Raw genomic sequence first — 18949 nt, 5'->3', positions numbered from 1 at the left:
CTTTATTGTATTAGTTTTAAACTTCCATCCGAATTGAAATGGCCTACGATCAATTGTTTTTTTCCTGATTTTTTAGAGGTAAATTCTAAACCATATTGCACGTCTGGCAGGATTAAGTTTTGAAATGCATTATAAAGTAGTTGCTCTTCGGAAACATCAGCTTGCATGGCATATTGTTGTAGCATAGTTTTGATTTTGTAATCAGAATAATTGGATTTCAAGTACTTCTGTATGGCCATCCAACTATCTTCAGGAATATCAACCGCTTTGATGTTGAATTCAACATCTTCCAAATTTCCACGGGCATCAAATTCAACACTATAATGCAATTTCCTTTTTTTGAATTTCACCTCATAGCTTTGCTTTGTGCCATCAACCTCTTTGTACCACTGGATTCGCCGTGCATTTTCTATGTGAGGTTGAAGTAGGGCATATGCCTTTTCGGGAAAATCTTCCAAATCAACTTTAGATTTCCGCTCAAATTTGTTTTGGGAAACCATAACTTGTCCGAGAAGAAGCGCAAAAACAATAATCCAATTAAACTTCATCGTATCTAAAACAATTGACCTCGTGGTCGTTTACCATGCCCGTTGCCTGCATATGGGCATAAATAACCGTACTGCCCACAAATTTAAACCCTCTTTTTTTTAAGTCCTTGCTAATGGTGTCGGAAAGAGGGGTGGTTGCAGGAGCTTCCTTATAGTTTTGAATTTTATTTTTTATGGGTTGGCCGTCCACAAAATCCCAAATATATTTTGAAAAACTCCCAAATTCTTTTTGAATGGCCATAAAGGCTTGGGCGTTGGTCACTGTAGCATGAACCTTTAGTTTATTGCGGATAATTCCAGAATTTTGAAGAAGCTCTTCGATTTTGTTTTGGTCATAACTCGCAATTTTCTGATAATCGAAATGATCAAAAGCCTCCCTGAAATTTTCGCGTTTTCTCAATACGGTGATCCAGCTTAAACCCGCCTGAAATGTCTCTAGAATCAAGAATTCGAACAAGGTATCGTCGTCTTTTACAGGTACACCCCATTCTTCATCATGGTACGCTTCATAAAGTGGGTCACCCACGCACCAACCGCATCTATGTTTATTCATTTTTCACAAGAATTTAACCAAATGTAAAGGAAAAAATAACAGTTAATTGAAAGTTAAAGACTTAGAAAGTGATAGTATTACTATTATATTCGCGAGAATTAAAATTAAAATATGGTAGAATGGATATTTTAATGCAGTCGGTACGGATAGAAATCAATGAAAAACTTTATGTAAAGGATCCTGAATCATCGAGTTTGGGCAAAAAGATAGTTGAGGAAAGCATTCACATGATTGTGGAACTGGGTTTTGAACATTTTACATTTAAAAAACTAGGTTCCAAAATCAATTCTAATGAAAGTTCTATTTACCGTTATTTTGAGAACAAACAAAAGTTGCTGCTTTATTTGGCAGCTTGGTATTGGGGCTGGATGGAGTATAGAATGGTATTTGCGACCCACAGCATTCAGGATCCAAAGAAAAAATTAGAAAAAGCCATAGAGGTGCTCACTCAAAATGTGGAAGAGGATAACGCCTTCAGCCATATTAACGAGATTGTGCTCAGTCAATTGATCATCAACGAATATTCAAATTCTTATTTGGTAAAGGAAGTTTATAAAGAAAATAAGGGCCACAAGGATGATTATTTTACCATTTGCAAACGACTGGTGGCACGATTGAGTGAAATGATCAGTGCCGTGGACAAAGTCTATCCTTATCCTCTAAGTTTGGCAAGTACCATTGTAGAAGGCTCTTTACATCAACATTTTTTGAGGGAACATTTTCCAACACTAACCAATTGTAACGATAAAATAAACCCAACTGACTTTTTTACGGATTTAATTTTCCGAACGCTAAATCAAAACCTTAATGGCAAATAAAAACATTCTAACCGCATGGCAGCGACTAATGGACTTACTGTCGCTGGATAAAAAGGACATTTTACAAATTTTTTACTACGCCATCTTTGCTGGATTGGTCAACCTTTCCTTGCCTTTGGGAATTCAAGCGATCATCAATTTGATTCAAGGAGCAAGGGTGAGTACTTCATGGGTGGTACTGGTAATTTTGGTTACCACAGGTGTCGCATTTGTAGGTGTGCTTCAGTTGATGCAGATCAGGATCATAGAAAATTTACAACAGAAGATTTTTACAAGATCCTCTTTTGAGTTTGCCTATCGATTCCCGAAAATCAAAATGAGCGAACTCAAAAATTATTATCCACCAGAATTGGCGAATCGATTTTTTGATACCCTTACCATTCAAAAATCATTGTCGAAGATTCTTATCGATTTTCCAGCGGCCTTTTTACAGATTGTTTTTGGGTTGTTGCTGCTATCCTTTTATCATCCCTTTTTTATTATTTACGGATTACTGTTGATTTTGTTGATCTATATCGTGTTCAAGTTTACGGCGCAAAGGGGGTTGGATACTAGTTTGGAAGAATCTAAGGTCAAGTACAAGGTAGCACATTGGATTCAGGAAATTGCCCGTTCCATTGTGAGCTTTAAGCTCTCTGGAAAAACTTCACACGGCATCACCAAAAATGATGCATTGGTATCAGAATATCTCGATGCGAGGGAAGGTCACTTTAGGGTATTGGTACTCCAATTCATTCAAATGATTGGTTTCAAAGTGTTGGTTACGGCTGGCCTGTTGTTGATCGGTGGGCTTCTGGTATTGGACCAAGAAATGAACATTGGTCAGTTTGTGGCAGCAGAAATCATTATTCTTTTGGTGATCAACTCCGTGGAGAAGATGATCTTGGGCTTGGAAACTTTCTACGATTTATTGACCTCTTTAGAAAAGTTGGGGCAAGTTGTGGACAAGGAATTGGAGCCACAAGGAGGAGAAACCCCATTCTTTACAGATAAAGGCTTGGTGGTCGAGCTTCAAAATGTTGTGTATAAAGTGCCGGACCGAGATAAAAAAATCATTAATGATTTATCACTAACCATAAATCCAGAAAGGAACATACTCATTACTGGTAAAAATGGTTCAGGTAGGGCCACCCTCCTAAGACTAATTGCTGGAATCGTTAATCCGGATAGTGGAAATATTTTTGTGAACGATGTATCATTGAGTGGTGTAAATCTTAGGGAGTACAGGTCGCTTTTGGGGCATTGTTTAATGGAAGAAAACCCGTTTGAAGGCACCCTTTTGGACAATATCACATTCGGTAGAAAAGACCTGCCAATTGAAGATGTCTACTGGGCTTTGGATAAAGTGGGATTGACGCAATTTGTAAAGGAACAACCACTGGGGTTAAAGACGATTTTATACCCCGAAGGCAAAAAGATTCCAGATTTTATATCCAAGAAGATCGTTTTGGCAAGAAGTATTGTTAACCGACCAAAATTAATGATCCTGAAAGAGCCATTGGAATTTTTTAACGAAGATGAGCATGATGGATTGATTAACTTCTTAACCGATCCATCCAATGGATGGTCGTTGGTAATGGTTAGTGAGAATCCAAAATGGAAAGGCCATTTTAATGAAATATATAGAATGGAGAACGGTCAATTGGTCAACCTAAAATAAACACTATGCTAAATATATCTTCAAATAATAAATTGAACGAGCATGTGGACATTACCGGTTACGAAGCGGGTAAAAAAGTATTCCACAAAAGGCATTACAAACAATTCAATCGGTTTTTGGCCGCATTTTCCTTTATTGCCGTTGTCATTCTGTTTTTTCCATGGACGCAGAACATATCCGGTAGAGGTTACCTTACTACCTTGACGCCAGACCAACGCCCACAGACCATTCAATCGCCCATTCCTGGTAGAATTGAAAAATGGTACGTGCGTGAAGGCGATTTTGTGGAAAAAGGAGACACCATCCTTTTTATATCCGAAGTGAAAAGTGAATATTTTGATCCCGATTTGGTGGAACGTACCGGACAACAGATCAAGGCTAAAAATATGTCCGTTACCTCCTATCAAGAGAAAGTGAAAGCATTGAACCAACAGATAAGTGCCCTAACAACTGAAAGGGGACTTAAATTGGAACAGGCAAGAAACAAGCTTATCCAGTCACGACTTAAGGTAAAAAGTGACAGTATTGATCTAGAAGCGGCCAAAACGAATATTGCCATAGCTCAGCGTCAATACGAACGAGTGGAGCAACTCGAAAAAGAAGGATTAAAAGCGATAACCGACCTAGAGGGGAAAAGATTGAAATTGCAAGAAACTCAGGCCAAGCTTATCAGTCAAGAAAACAAATTGCTCGCGAGCAAAAACGATGTGATCAATGCGCAGGTCGAAATAAATCGGGTTCAGGCCGAGTACACCGATAAAATATCCAAGGCACAAAGTGAGCTATACACTGCGCAGTCCAATCAGTACGATTCCGAAGCACAGGTAACCAAATTGGAGAACCAATACGTGAACTACGAAATGCGAAACAGTCTTATGTATATTAAGGCACCACAAAGCGGGTACATCAACAAGGCCATTCAATCCGGAATCGGCGAAACCTTTAAAGAAGGAGCCCAATTGGTAGGTATAATGCCTTCCGAATATGATATTGCGGTAGAAACCTTTGTAGACCCAATTGATCTTCCTTTGCTTCATGTAGGTGAAAAAGTAAGGATCCAGTTTGATGGTTGGCCCTCTATCGTATTCAGTGGTTGGCCCAACGCATCCTACGGAACATTTGGAGGCGAAGTAGTGGCCATTGAAACTTTTATCAGCCCTAATGGAAAATATAGAATACTGATTTCGCCCGACGAAGAAGAAGCCGCTTGGCCCAAGGATATTAGGGTAGGTTCTGGTGCCAGTACCATGGCTTTATTGGAAGATGTTCCAATTTGGTACGAAATCTGGCGACAGCTCAACGGTTTCCCACCAAATTATTATCAACCTCAAAACTCGAGTACAGATGCTGCGAAAAAATAGAAGAAATGTTTCTATTTATGTTCTCTTTTTTATCATGGCCTTTCCTGTTTTTGGACAGCAGGATAGCACCGTCCTTGGGTTTAAGGAATATTTGGGCTATGTAAAAAAATACCATCCTATTGCCAAGCAGGCCCAATTGAACATTGCCATGGGGCAGGCCAATTTAATGAAGGCAAGAGGAGGTTTTGATCCAAAAGTTGAGGTGGATTATGAGCGTAAAGAATTTAAGGATACCCAATATTGGGAAAGATTGAACACTACCTTTAAGATTCCAACCTGGTTCGGGATAGAACTTAAGGGAAATTATCAGGAAAATGAGGGTTATTACCTAAATCCAGACGAGACATTCCCTGAAGATGGGTTGTACAGTGCAGGGGTAAGCATGTCTTTGCTACAAGGGTTTTGGGCCAACGAACGTATGGCGACCCTTCGCAAGGCAAAATTTTTTAGAGAACAGACCAAAGCGGAGCAAGACTTGCAGGTAAATGAGGTGCTGTACAAAGCTTCCTTGGCGTATTTTGATTGGTTGCAAGCCTATAAAGATGCCGATGTATACAGTGATTTTTTGGAAAATGCCCAAATAAGGTTCAATGGGATAAAGGAAAGTGCTTTGGCTGGCGATATCGCCATGATCGATACGGTAGAGGCCAAAATCGCAGTGAACAATCGGGCATTGGGTTTGGAGCAGGCCAAGGTAAAACTGATGAAAAAATCATTGGAGGTTTCCAATTATTTGTGGATTGAAGATGTTCCCGTAGAACTCCAACCCGAAGTTAAACCTGATTTGAGCTCTGACCTACAAATCGATACAACTTTGGAGATTGAAGGCGTGCCTTTGGATAGTTTTAGTCTGGCAGCACACCCTAAAATACGCTCCTTGGAATACAAAATCGAAGGTTTGGGGGTGGATAAAAGATTAAAGGCAAATAAACTTCTCCCAAAATTAAATGTGGAGTACAATTTTATTACCGAAACCCCAGAGTTCATCAATTCCTATGTATTTGAAAATTATAAGGGAGGGGTGGAGTTTCAATTGCCCTTGTTTTTGAGAAAAGAACGGGGAGATCTAAAATTAGCCAAGTTTAAGTTGCGCGACGCCGAATATGAGCGGGATAATGCCCAAGTTGAAATTCAGAACAAAGTAGTTGCTATTTATAACGAGTTGGATTCCTACGACGAACAAAATAGACTCATCTTTAATATTGTGCAAGACTATACCACTTTGTTGGATGCAGAGGAGCGTAAATTTAGTTTTGGGGAAAGTTCCTTGTTTTTAATCAATTCAAGGGAAAGTAAACTGATCGATGCTTATTTGAAGCAGAACGAGATGCAGAATAAATTTTTTCATACCAAGGCTAAACTGTTCAAAAGTTTGGCCATTAATCCATCAGGTTTTTAACAAATGTTCTTTTGTAAGGTTTTACCAATTAAAGCTACCAATGTGACCAATGTCACTAAAAAGCAATTTGGGTAGCACTACCTTTGGCAAAATTATTTTTATGGAAGTATTAGAAAACAGACTTGAAATAGTGAACGAATATTTGGCAAAGGGAATGGATTACGGCCAATATCGCGAGCTTGTAGATGCCTTGACAAAGTTGGATAAAACCACCGGACCTGAACAATCTGCAACTAGAATTGAATTTACAAAGCTGAATCAACGCAGAATGAAGCGTTGGGATAAAACGTTCAAAATTTCTGAAGTTCATTTGAATGCGTTGGTCCGATCTAATACAAAACTTACTTTTTTGGTGATTACAGAAAGTTGGTGTGGCGATGCCGCAGCCAGTCTTCCAGTACTCAATAAAATTGCGGAGGCCAACCCTAATATTTCCTTGAAAGTCGTGTTGAGAGATGAAAGTTTGGACTTAATGGAAGCCTTTTTGACCCATGGGGCTAAGGCCATTCCAAAAGTGATCATAATCAATGAAGATGTAGATGAGATTATCGGTGAGTGGGGTCCAAGGCCCAGTATTGCCACCAAAATGGTTCAAGTTTGTAAAGCGGAACACGGTAAACTTACGGAGGAGTTTAAACAAGATCTTCAGGTATGGTACAATAAAAATAAAGGTGAAAATATCCTGACCGATATTTTGAAACTACTTCCCTTGGAATAAATAGGTAATTGTTCCAATCTGCTCATTTCTTGAACCAGAATTGAATCGTGCCTTTAGGGCATAAGTGATGGCATTGTCCACCAAACACCCATTGCTGGTTGTGGAGCTTTTATCATTAAAATCGGCCTCGGTCACATAACCATTGGAATCCACAGTAATGTTTATCACCACTTTTCCGCCCTCAATACAGGTGTAAATAGGGGGAGGTAATTCGTACGCATTTCTTTCTACCAAAGAATAGGAAATAGAAGTGCGTTTATCTTTTAGGTAATTGGTGAATTCCTCTTTTTTGGCATCGCGTTCACCAAGCTGCTCTTTACGCTTATCGCGTTCTTCCCTTAACTTTTTTAATTGCTCCTCAAAATCGGCATCGTTCGCGTATTCTCCCATTTCACTGCTCAAAGCCCTTTCTTCCATAAGTTCTTCAAGGGTTTTTAAGGGCTCAGGATTACCAACAGATGGTTTGGCGGTTTCGTTCATCGCCATATGGCTTTTTATAGGGTCGTTATTGGCAGCCAATTCTTCCAATCGTTCCTCCTCCTCTTTAAGAAGTTCCTCAATGTCTTCATCGGCCAAGCTCATCTCAATAACATACTCATCCTCTTGCATGCCCCCTAAATGAATGTTGAACAAGACCAACACCACTGTGGACATGGAGAAGAGGGTAATCAAAAGAGATAACTGACTTCTAGTTAAGTTCATGTTGTATTAATAACCGTTTTTTTTCTAAAATATTTTGACCAAATGGACAAGAAATGGGATTTCTAACCCAAATTTTCTTTGAAAACCATTGGGCTTGTAGCATTATCTACGTTAAAATCACCTATTTTGGTTCTTCTGAGGGCCGATAAATAGGCGCCTGAGTCCAAAACCTTTCCAAAATCGTGGGCCAATGACCGAATATAGGTCCCTTTACTGCACACCACCCTAAAATCTAATTCGGGGAGTTCGATTCGGGTGATTTCAAACTCAGAAATTTCAATTTTTCTTGATTTTATCTCCACCTCTTTACCTTCCCGCGCCAATTCGTACAAACGCTTGCCATCTTTTTTAAGAGCGGAAAAAACAGGAGGAACTTGGTCAATTTCGCCTAAAAATTGATTTGTTGAGGTGTGAATGGCTTCGTGAGTAATATGTTCGGTTGGAAATGTCTCGTTGATTTCCGTTTCCATGTCGTAGGAGGGGCGGGTGGCACCGAGGGTAATGGTGCCCGTGTATTCCTTGATTTGACCTTGAAGTTCAGGTATTTTTTTGGTAAATTTTCCCGTGCAGATAATCAATAGGCCCGTAGCCAATGGGTCCAAGGTGCCAGCATGTCCAATCTTAATTTTCTTAAGTTGGAACTTTTTACGGATGGCCCATTTTAAAGCATTCACCGCCTGAAACGAACTCCATTCCAGTGGTTTGTCGATCAACAAGATTTGACCGTTTAAAAAATCTTCTTCGGTGTTCAAGGACATTTGGGTTTGCGACAAAGGTAAAAATCTATCCCCAAATACTCCAGGCAAGTGCAATAAGTCCCACAATCAAACAGTAAATGGCAAAATAGGTAAGCTTGCTTTGGCGTACCAATTTGATCATCCAAGTACATGCAGCAAGTCCGGCAACAAAGGCAGCGATAAATCCTGCGCCCATGGCAACAGCTTGATCTCCGTGAAAATTGATGTCACCTCCCATTAAATCTTTGGCAACTTTACCAAGGATCAAGGGAACCACCATCAAAAATGAAAAACGTGCCGATTTTGTTTTATCCACCCCTAAAAGTACGGCTGCAGATATGGTTGCCCCACTTCGAGAGATTCCAGGTAAAATGGCAACGGCTTGTGCCATTCCAATCACAAAAGAACTTCGAAATGAAACTCCTTTTTCGGTGGTCTTGGCCAAATCGGCCAAATACAATAAAAATGCAGTGATGATGAGCATAATGCCCACGATGACAATAGCACCATCAAAAAATACTTCTATAAAATCATTCAGAAAAAGTCCGACCAATGCAGCAGGAATCATGGAAATGATAATCTTCAATGAAAATTGTGTTTCCTCGTTCCATTTGAACTGAAACAAACCTTTAAATATGTCGAGAATATCTTTTCTAAAGACGACAATCGTACTTAATGCTGTGGCAAAGTGAAGTATAACCGTGAACAACAGGCTTTCTTCAGGGACGGCCTGTGCGCCCAAAATAGCTTTTCCCAATTCTAAGTGACCGCTGGAGGAAACAGGTAAAAATTCGGTCAATCCTTGGATGATTCCGAGGATTATAGCATCAATTAATTCCAAATTACTCCTTGTTTTTCTTGTTTGGGTTTAACAAAATGGCATACACTTGAATGCCAAGGCCAATTAAAATTAAAGTAGGGGCAAGACGAATCCTCCTAAAATTATAGATCTCGGGATTAAAAACGTTGGGGTCATCGCTTCCGCCACCACTCATCAAAATAAACCCAAGGGCTATAAAGGCAATGCCTATAAATAGAAAGATGTAGTTTTTCTTTTGGAAAACGAACTCCTTATGTTGTTTATTATTTTTCTTGCTCATGTCGCAAATTTAAAGAAAAGATTCACAAAATGAACCTGTTGAAAGAAGTATAGGAAATGTTGTCTAGTGTCCAATAGCAAATCGGTCTGGTATCTAATCATCTAATAGTAAAGATCATCCGTTCTTAGGTTTAGGAAACGTTGGGTGGCAAAGTGGGTGCTGGCCCATGAAATTACCACACCCAAGCCAAATATGCTGACAAACAAAACGATTAGAACAATATAATCTTGTATTAAGTTAAGTTCGGGGAAGTTTTTGTCGATATAATACACCAAAACACCCAAACCAATCAGTGCCACCGCGGCCCCAAGCATACCCAACTTAATATTCGTCCAAATAAATGGCCTGCGTATAAAGGTTTTGGTCGCTCCCACCATTTGCATGGTTTTGATGATAAATCGTTTGGAGTAAATGGACAGTCGAATTGAACTGTTAATGAGTAAAACCGCTATTGCCATAAAAACTGCACTGGCCACCAAAATCCAAAGACTAATTTTTCGTGCATTGTTGTTAAGCAGAGAAATCAATGGTTTGTCGTAGCTTACTTCATCCACATACGTTTTGGAAGCAATGTCCTCAGCGATGGTGTCAATTTGCTCTGGCGATACAAAATCCGCCTTTAAGTGCACGTCAATGGCATTTTTAAGCGGGTTGTATCCCAAAAATTCCACAAAATTCTCTCCAATATCCTCACTGTACTGTTCGGCAGCATCCTCTTTCGAGATATATTCAGCGGATTTGGTGTATTCGGCCAGTGCCAAACTTTTTTGCAATTGGTCAATTTCGACCAATTTGGCATTGTCTTTCAAGAAAACCGAAATGGTGATCTGTTCCTTAAAGTGGTCGCCCAATTTTTTGGTATTGAGCACCAAAAGGCCCAAAACACCCAACAAGAATAGCACCAAGGCAATGCTCAAGGCAACGGAAAAGTAGGAGGAAATGAGTTTTCTTCGCTGGTATCGTTCAATATATTGACTCATAAAGTGGAATCGGTACGTAAAAATAGAAAAGTAAATTGTATTTAGGGGATTAAACCTATTTTTGCACTCGAAAATGAACGAGATTAACATGAATTACGATTTCCGCGAAATTGAAGCCAAGTGGCAGAAGTATTGGGCAGATAATGAAACTTTTAAAGCCTCGAACAATTCTGAAAAACCCAAATTTTATGCATTGTCCATGTTTCCTTACCCTTCTGGGGCAGGGTTGCACGTTGGGCACCCGCTGGGGTATATCGCCACCGACATCTATTCACGTTATAAACGGCACAAAGGTTTTAATGTGTTGCATCCAATGGGCTATGATTCCTTTGGATTGCCTGCGGAGCAATATGCCATTCAAACTGGTCAGCACCCGGCCATTACCACCGAAAATAATATCAACAGGTACCGTGAACAGTTAGATCAACTTGGTTTTTCATTTGATTGGAGTCGCGAAGTGCGTACCTCCAACCCACAATATTATAAATGGACACAGTGGATTTTTATCCAATTGTTCAATGCTTGGTACAATAAGAAATCCGATAAAGCTGAAAACATTAACACCTTGGTTTCCATTTTTGAGAAAGAGGGGAATGCACCCGTGGAAGCAGCTTGTGATGATGATGTTGTTGTGTTCTCTGCTGAGGATTGGAATGGTTTTTCTGAAAAGGAAAAGCAAGAAATCCTATTAAAATATAGATTGACCTATTTGGCGGATACTGAAGTCAACTGGTGTCCAGCTTTGGGAACCGTTTTGGCGAATGATGAAATCGTGAATGGAGTTTCCGAGCGTGGAGGTCACCCAGTTGTTCGTAAAAAAATGACGCAATGGAGCATGCGTATCACCGCCTATGCACAACGTTTGTTGGACGGATTGGACAAAATTGATTGGCCTCAGCCCTTAAAAGATTCCCAAACCAATTGGATTGGTCGTTCAGTAGGAGCCTCAGTAACTTTTAATGTATTGGACGCAGAGCGCAGTCGAAGCGACCAAGATGTCACTTCGAGCACAGTCGAGAAGTCACAAGGGAATGTGATTTCGACTTCGCTCAATCACCCATATCAAATTGAGGTATTCACCACCCGCCCCGATACCATTTTTGGGGTAAGTTTTATGACATTGGCCCCAGAACACGAATTGGTGGCCAAAATCACTACGCCAGAACAAAAGGCGGAGGTAGAAGCCTACGTAGAAGCTACGGCAAAACGTTCCGAGCGCGATCGTATGGCTGATGTGAAAACCATTTCAGGAGTATTCACAGGTGCTTATGCAGAGCATCCGTTTACCAAGGAACCAATTCCCATCTGGATTGGTGATTACGTATTGGCCAGTTACGGAACGGGAGCGGTAATGGCCGTACCCTGTGGCGACCAACGCGATTATGATTTTGCAAAACATTACAAGATAGACATCCCTAACATTTTTGAAGGGGTCGATATATCCGAAGAGGCTTTTGCCGACAAGGAAAGCACAATTATTGCCAATTCAGACTTTTTGAATGGTCTTCCTTATAAGGAAGCCATGAAGAAAATTATTGCTGAGTTGGAAAACATCGGACAGGGCCAAGGAAAAGTAAACTACCGTTTGCGCGATGCCGTATTTAGTCGTCAGCGTTATTGGGGGGAACCATTCCCCGTATATTATGTGGATGGTATGCCGCAAATGATTGATTTGGAGCATTTGCCTTTGGAGTTACCTGAAGTTGAGAAATACCTTCCAACCGAAACGGGCGAGCCACCATTGGGCAACGCAACCACTTGGGCATGGGACCGCCTCAAGGCGGAAGTGGTTAGCAATGATCTTATCGATAATGTCAATGTATTTCCATTGGAGTTGAACACCATGCCAGGTTGGGCAGGAAGTTCCCAATACTTTAATAGGTACATGGACCCGCGTAATGATGACGCTATTTTCTCTCCCGAGGCCATCAACTATTGGCAAGACGTGGATTTATATATAGGAGGTAGCGAACATGCTACGGGCCACTTGTTGTATTCCCGTTTTTGGCAAAAGTTTATGTTCGATATGGGGTATGTGCCCAAAGATGAGTTTGCCCAAAAATTGATCAACCAAGGGATGATCACGGGGACAAGTGCATTTGTTGAAAGTGCTTCCTTAATACCAAGTTTTGAATTTGAAAAGAATCTACATTTTATTGAAATTATTGATGCTCAAAATTTTGTTGATAAACATATTAAAAAAAATATATGGATTTCTTCCTCTTATAAGATTGATGGCGATTCATTAAAAAAAAGAGCTTTAGATTTTGCTAAAGAGGAAAAAACAAGGCTTTTAAAGATTATTGGGAACCAAAATATTCCAATAATCGATTTAAATCTTGTAATTCAACCTAATGTTGATTTTAGGACGCATGCTGATGTTACTTTGGTAAATGCTTCAGATGAATTAGATATTGATGCTTTTAAAAAATGGAGGCCTGAACATAAGCATTCAGTCTTTATAACTGAAAAGGATGGTATTTTTAAAGTTTCTCGAGAAGTGGAAAAAATGTCCAAATCCAAATACAATGTGGTGAACCCAGATGCCATTTGTGAGGAGTACGGTGCAGATTCCCTTCGTTTGTATGAAATGTTCTTGGGGCCATTGGAGCAATCCAAACCTTGGAACACGGCTGGAATCACAGGAGTACATTCCTTCCTTAAAAAACTTTGGAAACTCTATTCCCCATTTATCGATTCGGACGCTGAGCGTAGTCGAAGCGTGACTGAAGCGGAACCCACCGCCGAAAACTTGAAAACCCTGCACAAGACCATCAAAAAAGTGGAAGAGGATATCGAGAACTTCTCGTTTAACACTTCGGTTTCTACTTTTATGATCTGTGTAAACGAATTGACTGCTCAAAAATGTACGAGTAAATCTATTTTGGAACCTTTGGCGATTTTGGTTTCTCCTTATGCGCCACACATTGCCGAAGAGCTTTGGAGTCGTTTGGGTCATACAGAATCTATTGCAGAAGCACCATTCCCTAAGTTTGAGGAAAAGTATTTGGTGGAAAGTAGCAAGGAATATCCAATATCCTTTAATGGTAAAATGCGTTTTAAATTGGAATTGCCACTTGATATGGGCAAGGACGAAATTGAAGCTATAGTTTTAGCCCATGAGAAAACACAGGAACAATTACAGGGTCGTACCCCTAAAAAGGTGATTGTGGTCCCCGGAAAAATTGTAAATATTGTAGGATAGTCTCAAAACGAGATTATAAACAAGAATTTTTAAGAAATTTATAGAAATGCCCCTGAAAAGCATGCCAATTGGCATGCTTTTTTATTTTTAAACCATACAGCCCCTAAAAAAATAGGGGTACGTCTTATAAAAACATTAAAAAAACAATTTACCCCTATAAAAAAAGGGGTATAAATGTTAAAAAACACTTATATAATCGTTTTACCCCTGTTTTTTGTCGAGTATATACTCTGTTTTTAGATTTTTTTGTTCAACTTTGACCCCAGAAACCATAAAAAGCAACAAAATGATTGTTGGGATACCTAAAGAAATCAAGAACAACGAGAGCCGGGTCGGAATGACACCAGCCGGGGTCTTTGAATTGGTAAAGAACAACCACACCGTTTATGTGCAATCAGGAGCAGGTGAAGGAAGTGGTTTTTTTAATCAGGATTACCAACAGGCAGGGGCCACTATTTTAGATACCATCGGACAGGTGTATGCCATGAGCGATATGATCGTAAAAGTGAAGGAACCTATTGCCGAAGAATATAATTTGATTCAGAGGGGACAGATCGTTTTTACCTACTTTCATTTTGCTTCCAGTGAACCTTTGACTAGGGCCATGATTGAGAGCAAATCCATCTGTATTGCATACGAAACAGTGGAAGATGAAGATGGTTCATTGCCATTATTGACTCCAATGTCTGAGGTGGCAGGAAGAATGGCCATTCAGCAAGGAGCCAAATATTTGGAGAAACCTGTTAAGGGAAAAGGAGTCCTTTTGGGCGGTGTTCCAGGGGTGTCACCGGGCCGAGTGTTGGTATTGGGAGCTGGTACCGTTGGGATACAAGCTGCAAAAATGGCAGCGGGCCTAGGAGCTCAAGTAACCGTAATGGATGTGAACATGAAGCGTCTTCGTTATGTGAACGATATTATGCCAAGTCATGTAATCACCGCTTTTTCAAACGAATTTAATATCAGAAAATATATAAAAACACACGACCTTATTATAGGTGGTGTACTGTTGAAAGGTGCAAAAGCCCCTAATTTGATCACTAGGGACATGCTTAAGGATATGCATCCGGGCACGGTCATCGTTGATGTTGCCGTAGACCAAGGAGGATGTGTTGAAACTACCAGACCAACAACCCATCAGGATCCCGTTTTCATAATCGACGATGTGGTCCACTATTGTGTAGCCAATATGCCAGGGGCAGTGCCTTATACTTCTACTGTTGCCTTGACGAATGTAACACTGCCCTATGTGCTAAAATTGGCTAATTTGGGATGGCAAAGTGCTTGTAAGCTCGATAAATCTCTCGAAAAAGGTTTAAATATCGTTGAGGGAGAAGTAGTTTATAAGGAAATAGCAGAAGCCTTTCAATGGGAACCTGTTCTAGTGTAACTAACATTTTGACAGTTAATCGGCCCCGCCATATTTTGGCGGGGTTTTTGCTTTATTATGGTATATTTATAATACCTAAAAGACGATAAAGCTATGATGACATATTATATATTGATTGGTGGAATTGCTTTGGTAAGTTGGTTGGTGAGCAATCAATTGAAGAGCAAGTTCAAGAAATATTCCAAGGTGCATCTACGGAATGGAATGAGCGGTGCCGAGATTGCCCAAAAAATGTTGGACGACCATGGAATCAGGGATGTAAAGGTAATTTCGACCCCTGGGATGTTGACAGACCACTATAATCCAAAAAACAAGACCGTAAACCTTAGTGAGGGTGTGTACAACCAGCGGAATGCCTCTGCAGCGGCTGTGGCTGCGCACGAATGTGGTCATGCCGTGCAACATGCACAAGCCTATGAATGGTTGACCATGCGTTCCAAATTGGTGCCTGTGGTAAGTGTTAGCTCGGGAATGTCCACTTGGGTGGTATTTGGTGGTATCGCCTTAATGGCAGCTACTGGGGCGGCAGGAGGTATAGGTTTCTATATAGCCGTTGCCGGATTGATCATGATGGGATTTGCAACTTTGTTCAGTTTTATTACACTGCCGGTAGAGTACGATGCCAGTAAACGAGCCCTGGTTTGGCTCAAACAAAAAAATATGGTGACCCAAGAAGAATATTCAGGTGCAGAGGATGCCTTAAAATGGGCTGCTAGAACCTATTTGGTGGCTGCTTTGGGTGCACTGGCGTCTTTAATGTATTGGGCATTACAAGTTTTCGGAGGAAGAGATTAATTCGCGAATCTTTATAAAAATAAAAGGGGCCTATTGGCCCCTTTTTTCATGACTTTTCAGAATTGACTAGTCAATCCAGTTCGCTACTTGATTGTCAATCATTTGAAGGCCGACACCTTCGGTACCAGTAACTTCAATCATATCCAAGATATCTCGAATTGTATTTTCTTCTTCAACTTGTTCCATTACAAACCAGTCCAAGAATCTTTCTGTGGTAATATCGCCCAGTTCACGTGCTTTTTTAACGATATTGTGAATGGATGTGGTCACTTTTACTTCATGCTCCAAGGTGCTTTCAAAAACATCCACAATAGAGGAATAATCATGGTTGATATTTGAAATCTCCGGAGAAATAGGACTTCCGCCCGTGTCTATTAAAAAGTTGAAGATTTTCATCATATGCTCACGTTCCTCTTCCGCTTGTTTGAAGAAGAATTTTGCACTGGTGAAATATCCATTTTGTTCGCACCAAGATGCCATCGCCAAATAAACGGCAGAGGCATGGGCTTCCATTTTTATCTGTCCATTGAGCATATCCATAGATTCCACTTTTATGCTCATGCTTTGTCTAGCAATATCTTTCATAGTTAAATGTCTAATAATTATACCTTAAAGGTACGCAATATTGAGCGCATTTTTAAGTCAAACGCCCTATTTATAAGGAATTTAAGACTGAATAAAGATAAGATTATGACGGAATTAAAGGGTAACGGTTTGCTTGGTGGCAGCGATGCCCAAGGCACAGAATCCGTGAAGTACCAACGCTTTTAGGTCTATAATTTCTAAGGTGTTTAGAACAAAAAGATGCTCTTTATTACAAAGTAATAACACCTCAAAACCGTGTTTGTGGAGGTCACTGTCAAAATGGTCTTCAATAGAAATGGACATAACCTTGTGACGCAGTGCTATAAGCTGGCACAAATTCATAGGGATGGTCTTTTGACCAAAATCAATATAGAACCGACGCTCATTCGCGGCCTGGTATAACGTATAATATTTGGACTGATAGATAAGTTCCATGGTCCAAAAATAATGTTTATTTAGATTGAATACAAATTAAATTTGAATCTGTCTATCTATTTGTTGATTAAGGGAGATGAAGGTTTCAGTTCGCGAAACACCTTCTATCTGTTGAATTTTTTTGTTCAAGACCTGCATTAAGTGCTCGTTGTCGCGGCAAAGCACTTTTATCAGTATCGACCAGTTTCCTGTGGTATAGTGACATTCCAAAACTTCAGGGATTTTTTCCAAATCCTTTACTGCACGTGGGTTGGCCATGGCTTTATCCAAAAAAATACCAATGTAGGCCATCGTAGTGTATCCCAAAACCCTTGGGTTGATCACAAATTTGGACCCTGCCAAAAGCCCAGAACTTTCCAATTTTCGAAGACGTTGGTGAATGGCAGCGCCTGAGATGCCAATGTTTCTCGCAATTTCCAAAATGGGTTTACGGGCATCCTCCATCAAATACCTTAGAATTTTCTTGTCAATACCATCAATCTTTACGGAATTGTTATTGTTTTTCACACTACTGATTTTAATCTGAAGCTAAAGGTATTGAAAATCTGTCAGAAACTAACTTGCCACAGAATCTGGATTGTAGCCTAAATAGGGTACTTCATACTCTTTAAAATTAATACCATTCGATTTTAATTCGGTTAGGATAGGGTGGTATACCTCCTTGCTAATCGGGATTTGCACCCCCGGCGTGGTAATTTTTCCATTTAAAATTTGAAGGGTGACCATAGCTACGGGCAAACCGACCGTTTTGGCCATGGCGGTAAAAGTTCTGTTTTCGCCTGTGACCACCATATTGGCATCTATTTGTTTCTTTTCGCCATTTAACTCGTAGCCAAACTTGTGGTACATTACGATCATATCCTTTTCATTGGGTTGGAGCGTCCAACTATCCTCCAAAATGTATTGCAGCATCTGTGCGGGAGTGGCATTTTTTAATGGTATTTTCTTGGTGGCATCAAAAAGGTTTAATTCCAATAATTTACCCCAGCGAATGTCGTCCTGATCTATTTTAAGGTAGTGCCTCAACTTGAGTTCCACTGAATCAGTTGGGGAATACGGAAGAAATAGATTGACGAATTCTCGATAGGACATACCTTCCGAGTTTTCGATGGTGTAACTATCATCTGTCATCCCTAGAATCACAAACATTTGCCACGCTTTTGAGAAACCGACCTTACGCATGGTGCCACGATATAAGGTAAGTACATCTTGTAGACCATAAGCTTCACGATAATCGAGTGAATCTCGATTGGCATAAGCCTCAAAAGTTCCGTAGCCTTCAATCTCCATAAACTCTGTTCTCCTGAACAACTTTTGATAAGGAATGTATTTATAAGTGCCTTCTTGTATGAATTTTGCGGCGCCTCCTTGTCCGGCCAAAACTACATTTCTTGGGTTCCAAGTGAATTTGTAATTCCAAAGGTTCGTGTCACTTTCAGGTGCGACCAAACCACCCGTAAATGACTCGAACAATATCATTTTTCCGCCAGCATCCCGAATTCGGTCGATCACTTCCATAGCACTCATGTGGTCAATACCTGGATCCAGACCTATTTCATTCATAAAAACGAGACCGTTCTTTTTAACTTCAGTATTCAAAGCTTTTAGCTCTTTGCTTACGTAGGAAGCTGTTATGAGGTGTTTTTTATATTGAAGGCAATCTTCGGCAACCTTAATATGTAAACTGGCAGGTAGCATGGAAACTACAATCGAGGCTTCTGAAATGACTTTTTTTCTTTGTTCCTCATTAAAAATATCCAACGTAAACACGGTGCAGTTGGCATGGTTGGAAAACATATCTGGGATATGTTCAGGATGCAGGTCGCCAATTTTAATATGTAGTTGTTCTGCATCTGAATTTTTAAGAAAATAATCCAAAAGATAGGAGGTCGATTTGCCTGCTCCAATCACCAAAATAGTACGGACCATGGGTTTTGCTTACTTTTGAGTTTAGAGATTACTAAGG

At 40.1% G+C, this 18949-nt stretch carries 19 protein-coding genes; 8 read left to right on the top strand and 11 right to left on the bottom strand.

Annotated features, from left to right (window positions below; translation table 11 throughout):
- Nucleotides 1–2 precede the first annotated feature (2 nt).
- Complete coding sequence (locus ABT310_RS04970) at nt 3–548, bottom strand: hypothetical protein (RefSeq protein WP_375325643.1); 546 nt, start codon at nt 546–548, stop codon at nt 3–5.
- Nucleotides 538–1101: a DNA-3-methyladenine glycosylase I gene (locus ABT310_RS04965; RefSeq protein ID WP_375325642.1), complete on the bottom strand. Its 564-nt coding sequence runs from the start codon at nt 1099–1101 to the stop codon at nt 538–540. Before ABT310_RS04965 ends, ABT310_RS04970 begins: the two co-directional genes overlap by 11 nt.
- A gap of 119 nt (nt 1102–1220) precedes the next feature.
- Between ABT310_RS04965 and ABT310_RS04960 the strand changes: the two genes are divergently transcribed.
- The 5 genes from ABT310_RS04960 (at nt 1221) to ABT310_RS04940 (ending at nt 7057) form a co-directional block, all read left to right on the top strand.
- Nucleotides 1221–1919 (top strand): TetR/AcrR family transcriptional regulator, encoded by a 699-nt coding sequence (locus tag ABT310_RS04960; RefSeq protein WP_375325641.1) that lies wholly within the window; start codon nt 1221–1223, stop codon nt 1917–1919.
- A complete protein-coding gene (locus tag ABT310_RS04955; RefSeq protein WP_375325640.1) occupies nt 1909–3579 on the top strand; it encodes a peptidase domain-containing ABC transporter in 1671 nt (556 codons plus the stop codon). The genes ABT310_RS04960 and ABT310_RS04955 overlap by 11 nt, the downstream gene beginning before the upstream one ends.
- A 5-nt stretch (nt 3580–3584) precedes the next feature.
- Nucleotides 3585–4940, top strand: a complete 1356-nt coding sequence (locus tag ABT310_RS04950; RefSeq protein ID WP_375325639.1) for an HlyD family secretion protein — start codon at nt 3585–3587, stop codon at nt 4938–4940.
- Nucleotides 4924–6339, top strand: a complete 1416-nt coding sequence (locus tag ABT310_RS04945; RefSeq protein ID WP_375325638.1) for a TolC family protein — start codon at nt 4924–4926, stop codon at nt 6337–6339. The genes ABT310_RS04950 and ABT310_RS04945 overlap by 17 nt, the downstream gene beginning before the upstream one ends.
- 100 nt (nt 6340–6439) lie before the next feature.
- The gene (locus tag ABT310_RS04940; protein WP_375325637.1) at nt 6440–7057 is read left to right on the top strand and encodes a thioredoxin family protein; all 618 of its coding nucleotides are present in this window, start codon (nt 6440–6442) and stop codon (nt 7055–7057) included.
- Here ABT310_RS04940 and ABT310_RS04935 read toward each other — a convergent pair.
- From ABT310_RS04935 to ABT310_RS04915, 5 genes are all read right to left on the bottom strand, one after another.
- On the bottom strand, nt 7040–7759 hold the full coding sequence (locus tag ABT310_RS04935) for a hypothetical protein (RefSeq protein ID WP_375325636.1): 720 nt from the start codon (nt 7757–7759) through the stop codon (nt 7040–7042). The two genes, ABT310_RS04940 and ABT310_RS04935, sit on opposite strands and share 18 nt — an antisense overlap.
- Before the next feature lie 62 nt (nt 7760–7821).
- The gene (truB, locus tag ABT310_RS04930) at nt 7822–8517 is read right to left on the bottom strand and encodes a tRNA pseudouridine(55) synthase TruB (protein ID WP_375325635.1); all 696 of its coding nucleotides are present in this window, start codon (nt 8515–8517) and stop codon (nt 7822–7824) included.
- Nucleotides 8518–8542: 25 nt separating this feature from the next.
- On the bottom strand, nt 8543–9337 hold the full coding sequence (locus tag ABT310_RS04925) for an undecaprenyl-diphosphate phosphatase (protein WP_375325634.1): 795 nt from the start codon (nt 9335–9337) through the stop codon (nt 8543–8545).
- Nucleotide 9338: 1 nt separating this feature from the next.
- Nucleotides 9339–9596 carry a DUF3098 domain-containing protein gene (locus tag ABT310_RS04920; RefSeq protein ID WP_375325633.1) on the bottom strand — a complete coding sequence of 86 codons (258 nt, stop codon included), beginning with the start codon at nt 9594–9596 and terminating at the stop codon, nt 9339–9341.
- 101 nt (nt 9597–9697) lie between these two features.
- Complete coding sequence (locus ABT310_RS04915; RefSeq protein WP_375325632.1) at nt 9698–10576, bottom strand: cell division protein FtsX; 879 nt, start codon at nt 10574–10576, stop codon at nt 9698–9700.
- A gap of 88 nt (nt 10577–10664) precedes the next feature.
- Between ABT310_RS04915 and ABT310_RS04910 the strand changes: the two genes are divergently transcribed.
- From ABT310_RS04910 to ABT310_RS04900, 3 genes are all read left to right on the top strand, one after another.
- Nucleotides 10665–13781, top strand: coding sequence for a leucine--tRNA ligase (locus ABT310_RS04910; RefSeq protein ID WP_375325631.1), 3117 nt, complete (start codon nt 10665–10667; stop codon nt 13779–13781).
- 286 nt (nt 13782–14067) lie between these two features.
- Entirely contained in the window at nt 14068–15168 is a 1101-nt protein-coding gene (gene ald, locus ABT310_RS04905) for an alanine dehydrogenase (RefSeq protein WP_375325630.1), read from the top strand.
- A gap of 93 nt (nt 15169–15261) precedes the next feature.
- Nucleotides 15262–15963: a zinc metallopeptidase gene (locus tag ABT310_RS04900; RefSeq protein ID WP_375325629.1), complete on the top strand. Its 702-nt coding sequence runs from the start codon at nt 15262–15264 to the stop codon at nt 15961–15963.
- A 66-nt stretch (nt 15964–16029) separates the two neighbouring features.
- Here ABT310_RS04900 and ABT310_RS04895 read toward each other — a convergent pair whose 3' ends face one another.
- From ABT310_RS04895 to ABT310_RS04880, 4 genes are all read right to left on the bottom strand, one after another.
- Complete coding sequence (locus tag ABT310_RS04895) at nt 16030–16548, bottom strand: ferritin (protein ID WP_375325628.1); 519 nt, start codon at nt 16546–16548, stop codon at nt 16030–16032.
- A gap of 114 nt (nt 16549–16662) precedes the next feature.
- The gene (locus ABT310_RS04890; protein WP_375325627.1) at nt 16663–16983 is read right to left on the bottom strand and encodes a hypothetical protein; all 321 of its coding nucleotides are present in this window, start codon (nt 16981–16983) and stop codon (nt 16663–16665) included.
- Nucleotides 16984–17019: 36 nt separating this feature from the next.
- Nucleotides 17020–17490 (bottom strand): Lrp/AsnC ligand binding domain-containing protein, encoded by a 471-nt coding sequence (locus tag ABT310_RS04885; RefSeq protein WP_375325626.1) that lies wholly within the window; start codon nt 17488–17490, stop codon nt 17020–17022.
- A 48-nt stretch (nt 17491–17538) separates the two neighbouring features.
- Complete coding sequence (locus ABT310_RS04880; RefSeq protein ID WP_375325625.1) at nt 17539–18912, bottom strand: saccharopine dehydrogenase family protein; 1374 nt, start codon at nt 18910–18912, stop codon at nt 17539–17541.
- Between the last annotated feature and the right edge of the window lie 37 nt (nt 18913–18949).

Source organism: Flagellimonas cixiensis, from assembly GCF_042134615.1.
Classification (GTDB): domain Bacteria; phylum Bacteroidota; class Bacteroidia; order Flavobacteriales; family Flavobacteriaceae; genus Flagellimonas; species Flagellimonas cixiensis.
Note: the sequence above shows the minus strand (reverse complement) of the source record. Positions and strands in the feature narration are given on the sequence as shown.